The organism is Caballeronia calidae, from assembly GCF_900044055.2.
Classification (GTDB): domain Bacteria; phylum Pseudomonadota; class Gammaproteobacteria; order Burkholderiales; family Burkholderiaceae; genus Caballeronia; species Caballeronia calidae.
The window spans coordinates 121,810-137,605 of record NZ_FCOX02000019.1 but is presented as its reverse complement, the minus strand read 5'-3'; the positions used below and the strand labels follow the sequence as shown (position 1 = coordinate 137,605).

The window sequence follows — 15,796 nt, the reverse complement described above, 5'->3', positions numbered from 1 at the left end:
ATGATTTATTCCATCCAAAGATGAAAAAACCTTCCTCTGATACTTCGTGTGAGACTCTTGATTACTTTTGCTATTTGCTTCAGCCCCGAAAGACTGAAACCGCACTCGCCATCAAGCGCCCACACTTATCGGCTGTTAGTTTTTAAAGAGCATTGCGCAGTTATTTGCTTCGCTTTCGCTTGCTTTCTTGCGCGCCGTCATTCAACGGGAGGCGAATTATGCGGGGGTATTTCAGGGACGTCAAGCGTCTTTTTTAAATTATTTTTCGGGCCAGATTGAGAGAGTCCACGAGCCGAATGGAACCGGAGGCGAATCGAGGTCCGCACCGGGAAACGCTAGTTCGCGTCGGAGGGCGATCGCGTGTTGCGCGGTCGATCGAAAAGCACCAGCATCAGACACGCATAGAGCGTGACGGCAAGAAAAAGCCCCATGCGCACCGCAAACGCCGTGTAGACATCCTTGCCCATCACGCTGTCCTGCACCGACTGGCCAAGCAGGATGATCATCGTGACGAGGCTATTCAGCCAGAAGCCCGGCGAGTACCGCGTCGGATTGATGCCGTAAAGCTTGCGTCCGACGAGCAGGCCGAAGAGCAGCATCCACAGGAAGAACATCCACAGGTCCACGGCAAGTCTGAGCGCAAACCAGAACGCCATCGCGAGCGCGCCACCGAAGAGCGTGGAGCCGATGAGCTCGCGCGCCGCACTGCGCGCCGTTGCCGTGCAACTCTGTCTGCCGAGGCTGACGGATTTCATGATGATCGGCATATAGCTCGTCGGGTCGGTCATGGCGAGCAGATACGCTGGCATGACGACGAGCGCGGCACGCAGCGCGATGTACATCGCGCGATCGGCGGACATGACACGCGCCGCCGGTGGTGGTCGCGCACTGACGGTCTCGGGAAATAGCCAGTGAGTCAGAGCCGAAATCAGCACGGCCAGCAGCAGCCCCTTCACGAGCGCGCCGACCACGGTGACGGCCACCTGGAAGTCAGCGGTGCCCGCTGCGGAGACCATCGTGAGCCCCGCCACCAGAAAGGTCGCGACGAGATTGTTCCCGCCGCGCAGTCCGTAGCGAAACGCGAGAAAAAGCAGGAGACCGATGAGCATCACGCCGGCGAACGCGTAATGCCGAAGCAGCGGGACGAGCAGAAGGCCACTGCCCGTGGTGAGCATCACGACGAGCCCGAGCATCACGCCGGCCTTGAACGACAATGGCCGGTTTTGCGTCGCGAGCAGAAAGGCGGCGAACACCGGCGCGATCACGGGAATCGACAGATCCAGCGCGAAGCTGATCGCAAGGCACGACGCCGTTCCCGTGGCCATGCGCAGCGCGCGTCGACCGGAAAGCTGGAGCCTGTTCTCCATGGCCATCTTCAGTAGACGTAGGAGACCCAGCTCATCACGCGCAGAAACACGCGGCCGAGCGGATTGAGCGGATTGCCCTGACTCGGAAACGCCATCACCTCGGCCTGCCCGCCCACGCGGATGTTGCTGAGACGCGCACGCTCATTCGCGTCGAACTCGACGATCACCGGAAAGCGCTGCGCCGGACGCAGCCAGTCGCGGCTGTTCTGCACGGACGGCAAGCTGCCGGGCGGCGTGCTTTGCCCGACGCTCACGCCATAGCCGATGCTGCGCACACGCCCTTCAAAGACCTCGCCCGGCAACGCATCCAGCGCAATGGCAACGCGCGTGCCGGGCTTGAGACGACCCAGGTTGTTCTCGGTCATGTCCGCGCTGATCCACACATCGCGGATCGCGATGAGCGTCATCACCGCCTTGCCTGCCGCCGCGAACTGCCCGACTTCCGTGCTGAGATCCGTGATGACGCCGCCCGTGCGCGCCTTGATACGCGTGTTGGCCAGATCGAGTTCGGCCTTTTCGAGCGCGGCGGCGGCGCTGCGCAACTGGGCGTTCTCCGCTTCGATGCCGCCTTGCTGCTCGCGTGCGCGCTCCACTTCGGCGCGCGCCGCCGCGACCTGGCTTTGGGCCTGCTCGTATGTCGCGCGCGCCACCTCGAGGCGGCGCAGAGAAATCGTGCCTTCGTCCTCGCGATAAAGCCTCTCGAGCCGCTCGCTGTCCTGCCGCGCCTTGAGCTCGTTCGCGATCGCCGCACGCAGCGACGCGCGCGCCGAATCGATGCCCGCCGTGCTCGCGCCGACCTGCCGGCGCATGGTTTCGAGTTCGGCCCGCGACCGGTCGGCGGCAATGCGATATTGCTCGCTATCGATTTCGAAGAGCACGTCGCCAGCGTTGACCTCCTGGTTGTTATGGACAAACACGCGCGTCACGCGGCCGGATATTTCCGCGACGACCGGCACGACATAAGCCTGCACACGCGCCTGTTGCGTGTAAGGCGTGAACCGGTCGGCAAGCAGGTACCAGATCAGGCTCACGACGATCAGAACGACGACCCACTTGACCGCCCTGCCCGACGGATCGCCGGCCGGCTCAGACGGCGATGGCGGCGGCGGCGGCGATGGCGACTGCGCCGGCGCAGCCTTGGTCGGCCCGGACGTTTCGCTCATCGCGACGCTCCTTCGGATGGCGCACCCGCGGCCCCCGGCGCGCTGACATCATTCAGCAGGTCGCCCCAGTCGGTGCGTTGCTGCATCTGCTGGCGCGTCGCGGCATCGACGAGCGGCTGCCGCGTGTACCAGCCGCCGCCCAGCGCCTTGTAAAGCGCGATCAGACTGCTTACCGCGTTGCGCCGGTTGACGACATACGCGTCCTGCTGCGCGAACAGCGCGCGCTGCGCATCGAGCACGCGCTGGAAGTCCGAATAGCCCTCCCGGTAGATCGTGTTGGCGAGCGTCAGCGAGCGCCGCGCCGCACCTTGAGCGTCGTTCAGGATGCTGTCGCGCCGCAACGCGGCGAACAGCGTAGTGGCGGCATCATCGGCTTCGCGCGCGGCTTCGCGCACCGTGTTCTGGTAGGCGACCGTCAACTGCTGGAGCCGGGCGTCCTGGACACGCACGTTGTTCGTGATCCTGCCGTGATCGAAGACATTCCAGACGACGCTCGGGCCGGCTGCCACCAGCAGCGTGTTCGGCGATCCGGTGAGCGAGCTCGCGCTCCAGCCGAGGGTGCCGAGCAGCGAGACCGACGGATAGAAATCGGCTTCCGCCACGCCGATGAGCGCCGACTGCGCGGCCATCTGGTATTCGGCGGCGAGCACGTCGGGGCGCCGCAACAGCAGGTCGGCGGGCACGTCCTGCAGCACCGCGCGATCCACGAGCGGAATCACGCCTTCCTTGCCGGGCGACGCGTCGAGTTCCGGCAGCGGGCCGGGCGGACGTCCCATCAGCACGGACAGCGCGTGCCGCGCGAGGACGATCTGGCTCTCGAGATCCGGGATGCTGCTCAGCGTGCCGAGATACTGCGTCTTCGCCTGCTGGAGATCCAGTTCATCGGTCTCGCCGGCCTTGAAGAGCTTTTGCGCGATGTCGTAGCTGCGCTTTTGCAACTGCGCGTTCTCGCGCGCGATGCGCAGGCGCGCCTCGGCGGTGCGCAGCGCGAAGTAGGCATCGGCGACCTGCGCGTGCAGCAGAACCAGCGTGGCATCGCGATTCGCCTGCGCGGCGAAGAACGAGGCGTCGGCCGATTCGATCGCGCGGGCGAAGCGCCCCCAGAAGTCGAGCTCCCATCCGACGACGAAACCCGCGCCGTACTGCAAATAAGCGCCCGAGCGAGGATTGAAGCCGTCCGAGCGCTTGCGCGCCGAGGCAAGCACCTCGGCGCTCGCCTGCTGCACTTGAGGGTATTGTCCCGCGAGCGCGATGCCGAGTTGCGCGCGCGCTTCGATCACACGCAGCCCGGCGATCTGCAGGTTGCCATTGCCGGCATCGGCCTGCGCAATCAGGCGCCCGACGGTCTCGTCGCCGAAAACCGTCCACCATTCCCGCAGGTCGGGCTGCGCTGCCTGACGGGTGACCTGCTCGAGCGTCGCACTGCTCCAGTGCTCGCTCCAGCTCTCGTGCTGCGGATGGAAGTCGGGGCCCACGCGCATGCAAGCGCTCAGGAATCCTGCAACGCAAAACACGATGCCGCCAGCCCGGAGCAGAAGTGTCATCCCGCATGGGCGCATTGAAGGCGACATCGGCGTCGTCTGAGCAGGGCTCGTCAAATCTGCTTCTGCTGTTTCAACGGATCGGACGCCGGCTGGTCCTTCACCCAACGCCAGAACAGCTTGTAAGCGACCGCGAGCATCACGGGTCCGATGAACAGGCCGATCACTCCACCCGTCACCATGCCGCCGAGCGCGCCGATCAGCACCACGGGCATCGGCACCGCGACACCGCGTCCCAGCAACAGCGGCTTGAGCACGTTATCGGCGAGACCCGCGACGAAAACATAGATGGAAAACACGATCGTCGCCGTGCTGACGCCCTTGGTCACGATGACGAAGATGATCACCGGAATCGTGATCAGTGTGGCCGGCAACTGCATGATCCCGATGAGCAGCACCGCAAGCGCCAGCAGACCCGCACCAGGAATGCCCATGACGACGAACGCGATGCCGATCAGCAGCATCTGGATGAACGCGATGCCGACCACGCCCTGCGCCACCGCGCGGATCGTGGCCGTGCACAGATCGGCGATCTGCTGGCCGTTCTCCGGTCCGGAGATTCGCGAGGCGATCTGCACCGCGCTCCGATAACCCTTCTCGCCGTGCGCCATGAAGATGCCCGCGACGATCAGCGCAAGGAAGAACACGAGCAGCCCGGCGCCCAGACCGGTGACCGTGCCGAGCACCGCGAGACCGGCTTGCTTGAGTTGCGGAGCGAACTTCTGCGCGACGCCCGTCATGTCCGTGGACGCCTGAGCCCAGAAGTCGTACACCCGCTGCCCTACCAAAGGCCATGCGGCAACCGATTCCGCCGGCGGCGGTATCTCGAAGCTGCCGCTCTTGAAGACCGCCATCCCGCGCTCGATCGAATGGGCCACTGCGACACCGAGCAGGTACGTCGGCACGAGAATGACGACAAAAGCAACGAGGATGATCAGCGTGGCGATCAGGCCATCCTTGCCGCCGCGCGAGCCGCGAAGTCGAACCTGAAGCGGATATAACGTGACCGCAAGGATCAGCGCCCAGACCATCAGGTCGAGGAACGGGACGAAAACGCGAAAACAGAAGACGGCCAGAACGGCAACGAGCCCGGCGCGAATCAGGACGTCGAGCAGTTCCCTGGAGAGGGTGCGTTCGGTGATCGGCGATAGCATCTCAGGCCTCCTCGCAGCTTGCCGCAAGGCTATCCGGACGGCAAACCAGATAATGTGTTCGCCAGTCCAAGTCTAGGACGGACAACATGACTTCTCAAACAGCCGGACGACGATACGATCAACTCGCTCGGGTTCGCGCATGCGCTCCGGAGAGCCGTCGATGCACGAGCAGCAACAGAGGTGTCGATACCATCGAGAGCGCGACGACCAGCGTGACCAGCGATGCCTGCCGCTGATCGATGACACGCGCAGCCAGCGATGCAGCCATCACCACGAACGCGAACTCGCCGCCCTGCGAAAGCAGGATCGCAAAGTAGCCGCGTTGCGCAGGCGGAACGTCGAATCGATTCGCAAGAAGCCACTGCGCGATCGTCTTGATCCCGACCAGTGCCACGACAAGCACGCCAACCCGCAGCGGCTCACTCATCAATACACTGAAATCCATCGACATTCCAACCGCAATGAAAAACAGGCCGAGCAAGAGGCCCTTGAACGGCGCCATGTCGACTTCGACTTCGTGGCGATAATCCGAGTCGGCGAGCAGCACGCCTGCGACGAACGCGCCCAGGGACATCGACAGATGAACACTCTCCATGAGCAGCGCGATGCCGATGATCCAGAGCAGCGCGAAAGCGGTGAAGATCTCCGGCACACCGGTGCTCCGTATCACACGCAGCACGACGTGCAGCAGATAGCGACCCGCCAGCGCTATCGCCCCCAGCATGGCGATCGCCTTCAACGCCACGAGCCAGCCGGGTTCCCCCGCGGGCGTGGGAACGGCGGGCCCGAGCAGCGGCAGCAGCGCGATCAGCGGAATGGCCGCCATGTCCTGGAACAGGAGGATGCCGAAGCCGGCACGGCCCGTCGGCGTGTCCATCAACTTGCGCTCCTGGAGCTCGGACATCACCATTGCCGTCGATGACAGCGAGAGCGCGAGCCCGCCAGTCAATGCTATGCGCCAGGGCAATCCCAGCAGCAGAAAGATCCCCGACAACGCGGCGGCGCAGACCGTCATCTGCATGGCGCCGTAGCCGAAGATGGTGCGGCGCATCGCCCACAACGCGTCGACCCTCATCTCGAGTCCGATCACGAACATCATCAGCACGATGCCCAGCTCGGAAAAATGAAGGATCGCGTCGACGTCGGTCACCAGTTGCAGCGCCCACGGACCGATCATGACGCCCGCCACCAGATAGCCGAGCACGGCCCCGAAGCCGAAGCGCACCGCAAGCGGCACGGTGATGAGCGCCGACGCAAGGAAGATCACCATGTCGATGAGCAGCTTTGTCATGCGCGGTCCTCCTGAATCGATCGACGACAAAGGGGATTCACTTGCACGAGCCGATGAGTCGAGCGCAGTCGACGGCGCGAGGAGGAAGACTCGAACGGCTGGCCGCTTCCGGCCGCTTCCGATGCCTCAGTGACGGGATCGCCGCACCGCGCGCAACAGCGAATCCCCGGCTTCGGTGATGCAAGGGCGTGTGGCGTCGCCGACGCGCTGCTCGATGGCGACCAGCCGGCGCTCCAGCAACGTATCGAGTTCCTGGCGGTCGACGATCTGATCGGCGCCGTCCTTGACCAGCATGAGTGTCGCGAATTCGTGCGCGCTGAGCATACCTGTATCCCCGATCGTTCGAGTACGCGTATGAAGGTCTGCGTCGACTGCGGTGCTTGTAGTTCTGGCCGACCGCTTTCAGCGGTCGCATATCACGACGTATTTCCCGAGGTCAGGACGGCCTTCTCGCCGGCGGCAATCCGGAACCTCCCCCATATCTGATACTGCGAGTTCAGTCGCTCGTCAACCGGTCGACCCCGTCAACGCATTAGGCATGTGCATCATTACGCCCGATTCCCGTTCGCGCTGAAGCCCGCGCTCGCGGCGGGCTTCAGTTGCGCATGAGCGGATACCGCGCTTTTCATATTCATGTGCTGTTTTTCTTGCGCGGAGTTCGAGCATGGGACGCTCAGACGGAAGTGGAACGCGCGTCCGTCTGCACGCGCTCGACGCCGTGGGCTACCGGAAAAAGCGGATGCCGGCGCGCGAGAAGGAAGTATGCGAGGCCGCCGACGAGCAACGAGCATTCGAAGCTCAGATCGCCCCAGCCGAGCACATCGCGCATGAGCGGGCTGACGAAGGTGGGCGAATTCGAAAACGCGAGCGACGCGCCGATGCCCAGAAGCCACGCGATGATCCCGGGCCAGAACACGCCCTTCGTGTACCAGTACGCGCCGCTGCCCCACTTCATCCAGTCGTCGGCACGATAGCGTCCGCCGCGCAGGAAGTAGTCCACGACCACGATCGCGGCCCAGGGCGCGGTCCAGAACACCATGTAGTTCAGGAAGATCTGATACATGCCGAAGAACTCGCCATAGAACACGGTCACCACACGGAACGACAGCGTGAACAGCGCGATGATCGCAAGCGAGGTCACGCGGTTGATCGGAATGCGCATCGCGAGCAGGCCGAGACCGGCGGTGTAACCGTTGGGCACGTTGGCCGCGATGCCGCCGAGAATGATCGCGAACAACAGCGGCACGATGAACCACGTCGGCAGGAAGCGCGACAACTGGCTCACGGGGTCTTCACCGAGCGTGCCGCCGAGCGCGGTCGCGAAGAGCACGCCGATCACTTCGCAGAACATCAGCGCGACGAACTGGCCGCCGCCCGCCGCGAGCACGATCTTCTTCCAGCTCGTTTCCGCCGGAAAATAGCGGCTGTAGTCGGAAGCGAAGTTGGCCCAGCCGATCGGATACGAGAACACGATGCCCATCGCGATGAGCCATGTGCTGAACGAGCCGCCGCCGTGATTCACCTGCGACGCGATCGCGAGACTCGTATGCGGCAGCACGAACCAGGCGAGGCCGGCGAACAACACCGCGAGCACGAGCGCGATCCACTTCTCCGCCGCGATGATCGTCGCGTGCCCGAAGATCGCCAGAACGATCTCCGCCGCGAGAATGATCGCGAGCGACACCCACACGACCATGTGACTATGAAAGCCGCTCATTTTCAGCAGCGTTTCGAGCGCTTGCGTCGCGACGACGGAGTTGATCGAGAACCAGCTCAACGCGGATATCAGGCTGACCGCTTTCGGCAGAAACGAGCCGATCTGCCCGAACGAGCTGCGCGATGTCATGATGCCCGACGTACCCGTCTTCGGCCCCATGATCGTGGTGAGACCGAGCACGAGACAGCCGAAGAAATTGCCGACGAGAATCGCCAGAAGCGCCTGCCACAGCGACAGACCTTGCGACAACGCGAGCGCGCCCGTCACCACGACCACGTAATTCGTATTCGCGCCGATCCACATCTTGAAGAGCTCGCCGGGCGTGCCGTGCCGGTCTTCACGCGGGATCGGATCGATGGCGTGCTGCTCGATGCTCCACGCCTTGTCCGCCGCGACTTCCGTGCCTTGATGCGTGCTCATGGCTTGCCTCCGTTCGATCGTGCGTCATACGCTTCGCGCAGCGCATTGACAATGCCGTCGACGCAGACGTCGAACAGCAGCTGGCCCTTCTCCGCCGTCGCGTTGGCCGCGGACGAGAGACATCCGGAAGCGGGCGTCCATTCGCGAATCGTCGGGAAGACGTCGTAGGGCGGAAACGTCGCCGCCGCATGCGTCGGCACGCACGACATATCGACGAGATGCGGATGAAGATGCAGCATCAGCGAGGTCTCCAGCACGCCGCCATGCTCGACGGCCCAGCCCGGAAAGCCTTCGGGATAGATGCGCGCGATGGTTGCATCGGTAACGAAGTCCCAGTACGAGAGCATCACGACCTGAAAGTCGTGCACGTTCTCCCAGCGCAACTCGCGCAGTGCGAGGTCGATGCCTTCCACGGCGAACATCGAATTCTCGAAGTGGCCGTTGATGAGACAGACCTTGCGCGCGCCGTGTCGAGCGAATTCCTTGAGAATGTCCTTCACCGTCGATGACAACGTGTGGCCGTCGAGACTCGTCGTGCCGCACAGATGATTGCCGCCGCCGCTTTTCTGCTGCGATTTATAGCCGTATGCGATCGCCGGCGCGACGAGCGCGCCGATTCTCTCTGCGACGCCGACCCCGATCGCGGTCGGCAGCAGCACGTCGGGATTCATCGACATGTGCGGGCCGTGCTGCTCCAGTGCGCCGATCGGAATCAGCACGGGCTGACCAACGCCTATGCGTCGCGCATACTCGGGCCACGCGAGCTCGCCTATTACCACGCTCTCTTTCATCTTCTCCTCCCTTCCTCTGCTGATGAGTGGGCACGAAGCGCCCGCGGCACGCGCCACGGGCGTCCCTGCGCGAACGTCGCTCAGGCAGCGATGATGTTGCGCTCCGGCCCATACGGGAAACCGGTGATATTCGTCGCGCCCTTCTCGCCGACGACGAGAATATCGTGCTCACGATAGCCGCCCGCGCCCGGCAAGCCTTGCGGCAGCATGATCATCGGTTCCATCGACACGACCATGTTGGGCTGAAGCACCGTCTCGATGTCCTCGCGCAATTCAAGCCCCGCCTCGCGCCCGTAGTAATGCGAGAGCACGCCGAACGAGTGACCGTAACCGAACGTGCGGTATTGCAGGACGCCGTATTCGGCATAGATCTTGTTGAGCTCGCTGGCGATATCGCAGCAACGCGCGCCCGGTTTGATGAGTTTCAGCCCCGCTTCATGCACCTCGACATTGATCTTCCACAGACGCAGATGCTCGTCGGAACAGTGATCGAAGAACATCGTGCGTTCGAGCGCGGTGTAGTAGCCCCCGATCATCGAGAAGCAGTTCAGGCTCAGGATGTCGCCCCTCTGCACCTTGCGCGTGGTGACGGGGTTATGCGCGCCGTCCGTGTTGATGCCGGACTGGAACCAGGTCCAGGTGTCCATCAGCTCCGAATCGGGAAAGCGCCGCGCGATCTCGCGCACCATCGCCTGCGTCGATGCGAGCGCGACCTCGTGTTCGGGCACGCCTTCATGCACCGCTGCCGCAAGGGCCGCGCCGCCCACGTCGCACACGTTCGCGCCGTGCCGGATCACTTCGATCTCTTCCGCGGACTTGATCATGCGCATGCGCATGGTCTGCGCGCTGATATCGACGAATTCGACGGACGGCAGCGCGGCCTTCAACTTCGTAAGCGTTTCGACGGGAAGCTGATCGAACTCCACGCCCACGCGACCCTTGTTGTCGATTTCGCCCTGCACCGCACGGAAGAAATTGTCGCGCTGCCAGTCCGTATAGACAACGTTATAGTCGCCGACGGTGCGCCGCCACGGCTGGCCGCCATCGATGTTCGCCGAAATCGACACGACCTTCCTCGGCGTCACCACGAGTCCGTACTTGCGGCCGAACGAGCAGTACAGGAAATCCGCGTAGTAGTTGATGTTGTGATAGGACGTGAACAGCACCGCGTCGATGTTCTCGCGCGCCATCAGATCGCGCAGCTTGCCTTGACGGTTCGCATATTCGGCGTCGGAGAACGTGTGCTTGGCCTTCTCGCCATTCTCGATCCGGATGAGGTTCTCCATTTTCATGCGCTCTGCTCCCTGGTGAAAAGTCGGTTGGTGTGAGCGAATGGTAGGAGCCTCAGGCTTTGAAACATTTCCGGATTCGACACGGAACATCGCTGTTTTCGACATCGAGGGTTAACCACGACCGGCGCCGCGCACGGTCGTGCGAGGCGCATATTATGTGCGTACCAAGGGGTCAAAGCGCCTTCTGATACCGCCTGCGATCCGCAATGGGCGAGATGTTGAACTGCGCCTTGTAGCGCGCGGAGAAGTGCGTGAGAGACGTAAAGCCCGTGCGTGCGCAAACTTCCTCGAGCGGCCGCGCGGTGCGATAAAGAATCTGACGCGCACGCAGCAGCCGGATTTCGAGGTAGGCCTGCGCGGGCGTCTTGTCGAGACGCTCCCGGAACCATCGTTCGAGCTGGCGCTGCGAGACCTTGATGAACGCGGCGATCTCCGCGACGCTCAGCGTTTCCTCGACATTGCTTTCCATCACTTGCAGCGCTTCATCGAGCTTCGTGTGCTCCTCGCCGATGTATTGACGCAAGGACGTGATCTGGCGCTCTTCGCCGCGCCGCCGCTCCGCCACGAGCAGTTCGAGCACGCGCGCCGCCAGCGTCGGACTGCCGGGCGGCCTTCCGAGCAGATGCACCATGAGATCCAGTGGCGCGACGCCGCCGCTGCATGTGAAACGATCGCGATCCACTTCATAGAGACGATTGGAGACAGTGAGCTTCGGAAACTGCTCCAGCAGGACGTCCTGATCTTCCCAGTGGATCGTGCAGCGATAGCCGTTCAACAGGCCCGCGCGCGCGAGAAAGTAACTTCCGGTATCGAGACCGCCGAGCGCCACGCCATGACGCGCCTGCAGGCGCAGCCAGTCCATGATTGCGCCGATGCCCTTGCGCGGTATCGGGTTGGGCCCGACGACGAAGACAGCATCGAACTTTGCCGTCGAGGACATCGAGGTGTTCGGAATCACCTGGATGCCGTCGCTGGAACGCACGGCATCGCCGTTCGTGCCGATCAGCGCATAGTCGTACACCGTGCGCTCGACGAGCATGTTCGCGATGCGCAGCGGATCCACGGCCGTGCCGAGCGCGATCAGCGAAAAGTTCTCCAGCAGAAGGAATCCGATCCGCAGCGTTCGCAAGTCGTGCAAGCCCGGATTCGCCTGCTTTTTCAGATGCGGTTTGACACCGGATGACATGGGCGACCCACGCGATTAAGTTGGAAGGCTCGCGAATCATAGCGCCAAGATCGCGTTTTGCTTTCCCGTGACGTGCCCTGATCCAGACCGCGATAGTCACGGCATAGCCCGCTACAATGAATGTAGCCAAACAGCCAGGGACGATCAGCCATGTATCTTCGTTCGATCCCGCTCATGCGGAAGCGGAAAGCCTGGCGCGCCGCGATCGCCGTGTCTCTCGCGCTCGTGTTGTCGCCGTTATCCAACGCGGTTCACGCGGAAAAACCGGGCGTCAGCTTTTCGACGCTGGAGCCGGGCGCGCCACTGCCCGCGGGATGGAAGAATCTGCCGGTCGTGCGCGGAAAGCCGATGACGCAATACACGCTCGTCCGCGACGGCCAGACGACCGTTCTGCAAGCCGACGCGAACCGCTCGGCGTCCGCACTGATGCATGAGGGCGATATCGATCTGGCTCAGACGCCTGTCGTGGCATGGCGCTGGAAGGCGGAAAAGGCGATCGAGGGCGCGGACAACCGGACGGGGTCCAAGGAAGATGCGCCCGCGCGACTGGTGTTCGTCTTCGACGGCGACAAGAGCAAACTGTCGCTTTACGACCGCGCCAGCATGGAAGTGGCGAAGCGCATGGGCGGTCAGGATCTGCCCTATGCCACGCTCATGTATGTCTGGTCGACCACGGCCGCGCCGGACAGCGTCATCGCGAATCCTCATACCGGGCGCGTGCAGATGATCGTCGTTTCCGGCCGCCCCGGCGATGCGGGTGAATGGCAAAGCTTGCACCGCAACATCGTGCAAGACTACGAGAAGGTCTTTCACGAAGCGCCAGGACGGATCACGGGCTATGGCCTGCTGAGCGATACCGACAATACCGGTGCTACGGCGCGCGCGTGGTACGGAGACATCCAGTTGCTGCCCGGACCGTGAGGGGACGGCGCGCTCGCCCCGGCGTGTAGCAATTCAGGCGCTATAACCGCACGGAAGATGCCGTCAACGATCTTCATCGGTGCCGGGTGGCTCATCGCGGGGAACGGGAGGCATCGCCGCGCCGGGCGACACGATATGAATCACGGCCGGCGGGCTTGCCGCGCGCGCACCCGCCTGACGATCCTCCGATGCTTCTTCAGGGCTCTTTTCGTGCGGCTTGACGGTCGACCGGATCACCATGATTTTATTGAGTATGTCGAACCAGAATGGCGCGCCGAGCGTGATGGCGAAGGCGGTGAGCAGCCAGCCGAGCGGCTTCATGAACCAGCCGTGGTAGGCGTTCCAGAACGGCGTCAGCCGGTCGATCAGCGTGGTGTCTCGCTGAGATTGCGCCGCTTTGTCGATGGCGCCGGCTTCCGCCCTCGCCCTGTCGAGCTTCTGCTGCGCGTTCTCCCTGAACAGAAAGTCCCAGCCGATGGGAAGTTGCAGACTCCTGATCTGATCCTGCACGTCGCTATAGTTCTTCGCGAGAAACGCCGGATCGGTCGAGGCAAGGCTGGCCTGCGCGACGATCGCCCCGCGCTGCGTCTCGTTGCGATAGAGGTAATCGGCAAGGGTGATGGTATCGACATTGAACCCGACAGCGATCACGAGGCCGATCCAGAACAGCACGCCCTGCGTCGAACGCTTGTAGCGCCCTGAGACGCGATCCATCGCGCTGTCGTACCAATGTTCGAGATTCTTGCGCGCCTTCTCGAGATCGCCCTGCGCCGTGTCGAGTGCCGCCAGCACGGCGCGCTGTACGGCGGGGTTCGCGATCGAGCCGATATTCTTCCGGACGTCCTCGATCGTGACGGCCCGCGCCAACGCTGCATCGGGCTGCGCCTGGCCCGCCGATGGCCCCGGCCCGCGCGCGATGATATCCATCAGCGCCGCCGCGAAGCTTGCCGCGGGAATGTAGGCGGGCAGCCGCTTGCCGCCGGTGAGCGGGCCTGCGATTCTCCCCACGGCGATCGGCGTGTAATTGCCCGGAAAGAGGCTATAGATGAGCGGATGCTCGTAGAACGACCTGGCGAGATCCTTGCCCTCGGCGTCGAACAGCAACTCGCGGATGCCGCTCTCGAGATACGACGCGCGCGTGCGGAGAAATCCCTCGATCCCCTCGCGCAAGGCCGTGCACATCAGGCTGAGAAGCAGATAGATGAAGACGATGCCGGTAGCGACTTCGAGTATGGCCGAGTTGAACATCACGCCCCCTTCGCCAGGTCATGCGATGAAGGCATGAGCGCGAGCCGTCCGCCGCCTTCTGACCATTCAAGTCATTCTAGGCAGCGGAAAGCGGGACTTCAATGCGCCCTTCGATACTCGCGCACGCACGGATCATTCACGGCCCGCAATCGGCCAGTGACCCGACGCTAACGTGAGAAGCGCTCCGGCATGACGCGTTCGTTCGGTATCCGCATCATGCCGCGGCATCTGTGCGGCCGGAGGCCGTCACGTGCCTCGGCTGCGTCAACATCGCGGGCTGAAGGATGTCGTCGAGTTGCGACTGACTCAGAAGCCCCTTCTCGATCACGATCTGCGCCACGCTCTTGCCGGACACGAGCGCTTCCTTCGCGACTTCCGTCGAATGCGTATAGCCGATATACGGATTGAGCGCCGTCACGATGCCGATCGAGCTCTCGAGAATCGCGCGCAGGCGCTCGCGATTCGCCGTGATGCCGTCGACGCATTTCGACGCCAGCGTGAGGCACCCCGCCCGCAAATGCGCGACGCTCTTGAAAAGGCTATGCGCGATGATCGGCTCGAACGCGTTGAGCTGAAGCTGGCCCGCCTCGGCGGCGAAGCTCACCGTCACATCGTTGCCGATGACTTCGAACGCGATCTGGTTGACGACCTCGGGAATCACCGGGTTCACCTTGCCCGGCATGATGCTCGACCCCGCCTGCACCGGCGGCAGGTTGATTTCGCCGAGACCCGCGCGCGGCCCGCTCGCGAGCAGCCGCAGATCGTTGCAGGTCTTCGAGAGCTTGACCGCGACGCGCTTCAGCACACCCGAAAGCTGCACGAACGCGCCGACATCCTGCGTCGCTTCGACGAGATTCGGCGACGTCGTGAGCGCAATGCCGGTCACATCGCTCAGGTGCCGGCATGCGAGCTGCGCATACTCCGGATGCGTGTTGATGCCCGTGCCGATCGCTGTCGCGCCGAGATTGATCTCGCAGATCAGCCGGGCCGCTTCTCTCAGACGCTCTTCGTCCTCGCCGAGCATCACCGCGAACGTGCTGAACTCCTGACCGAGCGTCATCGGCACGGCGTCCTGAAGCTGCGTGCGGCCCATCTTCAGATCGTTGCCGAACTCCAGCGCCTTGCGTTCGAACGATGCCCGCAGCACGCCCATCGCATCGACGAGCTGCATGATGCCCGCGTACGTGGCGATCTTGAGCGCGGTCGGATAGACATCGTTGGTGCTCTGGCCGAGGTTCACGTCCTCGTTCGGATGCAGCACGCCGTATTCGCCGCGCTGATGCCCCAGATGTTCGAGCGCGAGATTGGCGATGACCTCGTTCGCGTTCATGTTGGTCGACGTGCCCGCTCCGCCCTGAATGACATCGACGACGAAGTGCTCGTGCGCGGTGCCCGAGCGCACTTGCCTGCACGCTTGCACGATCGCCCGCATCTTCACTTCGCTCAGAAGGCCGAGATCGTAGTTCGCGAGCGCCGCGGCTTCCTTCACGCTCGCCAGTGCGTTGACGAGATTCGGATAGACGGAGATGGGAATGCCCGTGATGGGAAAGTTCTCCAGCGCGCGCAGCGTGTGCACGCCGTAATAGGCGGTCGCAGGCACGGCGAGATCGCCGAGAAGGTCGTGTTCGATACGTTCGGTCGGTGCAAGCATGTCTTCCTCTCAGTGCTGAAATCGATGGGCGAACGAAGTCATCCGGCACACGTC

The 15,796-nt window shown here is 63.3% G+C and carries 13 protein-coding genes; 1 reads left to right on the top strand and 12 read right to left on the bottom strand.

From position 1 onward, the window contains the following. Window positions 1–335 precede the first annotated feature (335 nt). From AWB78_RS19245 to AWB78_RS19200, 10 genes are all read right to left on the bottom strand, one after another. Window positions 336–1,367 carry a DUF2955 domain-containing protein gene (locus tag AWB78_RS19245; protein WP_062607103.1) on the bottom strand — a complete coding sequence of 344 codons (1,032 nt, stop codon included), beginning with the start codon at window positions 1,365–1,367 and terminating at the stop codon, window positions 336–338. Between the two features lie 8 nt (window positions 1,368–1,375). Beyond that, on the bottom strand, window positions 1,376–2,530 hold the full coding sequence (locus AWB78_RS19240) for an HlyD family secretion protein (RefSeq protein WP_062607101.1): 1,155 nt from the start codon (window positions 2,528–2,530) through the stop codon (window positions 1,376–1,378). Further along, window positions 2,527–4,101, bottom strand: coding sequence for a TolC family protein (locus AWB78_RS19235; protein WP_062607099.1), 1,575 nt, complete (start codon window positions 4,099–4,101; stop codon window positions 2,527–2,529). The genes AWB78_RS19240 and AWB78_RS19235 overlap by 4 nt, the downstream gene beginning before the upstream one ends. A gap of 23 nt (window positions 4,102–4,124) precedes the next feature. Next, window positions 4,125–5,225 carry an AI-2E family transporter gene (locus tag AWB78_RS19230; protein WP_062607097.1) on the bottom strand — a complete coding sequence of 367 codons (1,101 nt, stop codon included), beginning with the start codon at window positions 5,223–5,225 and terminating at the stop codon, window positions 4,125–4,127. A gap of 118 nt (window positions 5,226–5,343) precedes the next feature. After that, window positions 5,344–6,516, bottom strand: coding sequence for a monovalent cation:proton antiporter-2 (CPA2) family protein (locus AWB78_RS19225; protein ID WP_062607096.1), 1,173 nt, complete (start codon window positions 6,514–6,516; stop codon window positions 5,344–5,346). Window positions 6,517–6,642: 126 nt separating this feature from the next. Further along, window positions 6,643–6,840, bottom strand: a complete 198-nt coding sequence (locus tag AWB78_RS19220; protein WP_062607094.1) for a hypothetical protein — start codon at window positions 6,838–6,840, stop codon at window positions 6,643–6,645. A gap of 349 nt (window positions 6,841–7,189) precedes the next feature. After that, entirely contained in the window at window positions 7,190–8,653 is a 1,464-nt protein-coding gene (locus AWB78_RS19215; protein WP_062607092.1) for a purine-cytosine permease family protein, read from the bottom strand. After that, window positions 8,650–9,444 (bottom strand): creatininase, encoded by a 795-nt coding sequence (locus tag AWB78_RS19210; protein WP_062607090.1) that lies wholly within the window; start codon window positions 9,442–9,444, stop codon window positions 8,650–8,652. Before AWB78_RS19210 ends, AWB78_RS19215 begins: the two co-directional genes overlap by 4 nt. An 80-nt stretch (window positions 9,445–9,524) precedes the next feature. Continuing rightward, a complete protein-coding gene (locus AWB78_RS19205; protein ID WP_062607088.1) occupies window positions 9,525–10,736 on the bottom strand; it encodes a M24 family metallopeptidase in 1,212 nt (403 codons plus the stop codon). Window positions 10,737–10,908: 172 nt separating this feature from the next. Further along, window positions 10,909–11,922: a GlxA family transcriptional regulator gene (locus AWB78_RS19200; protein ID WP_062607086.1), complete on the bottom strand. Its 1,014-nt coding sequence runs from the start codon at window positions 11,920–11,922 to the stop codon at window positions 10,909–10,911. 150 nt (window positions 11,923–12,072) lie between these two features. Between AWB78_RS19200 and AWB78_RS19195 the strand changes: the two genes are divergently transcribed. Next, window positions 12,073–12,843, top strand: a complete 771-nt coding sequence (locus AWB78_RS19195) for a DUF3047 domain-containing protein (RefSeq protein ID WP_062607084.1) — start codon at window positions 12,073–12,075, stop codon at window positions 12,841–12,843. Between the two features lie 63 nt (window positions 12,844–12,906). Here the strand turns inward: AWB78_RS19195 and AWB78_RS19190 are convergent, their stop codons facing one another. After that, on the bottom strand, window positions 12,907–14,094 hold the full coding sequence (locus tag AWB78_RS19190; protein WP_157697554.1) for a hypothetical protein: 1,188 nt from the start codon (window positions 14,092–14,094) through the stop codon (window positions 12,907–12,909). Between the two features lie 211 nt (window positions 14,095–14,305). After that, window positions 14,306–15,742 (bottom strand): aspartate ammonia-lyase, encoded by a 1,437-nt coding sequence (aspA, locus tag AWB78_RS19185; protein WP_062607080.1) that lies wholly within the window; start codon window positions 15,740–15,742, stop codon window positions 14,306–14,308. Window positions 15,743–15,796 lie beyond the last annotated feature (54 nt).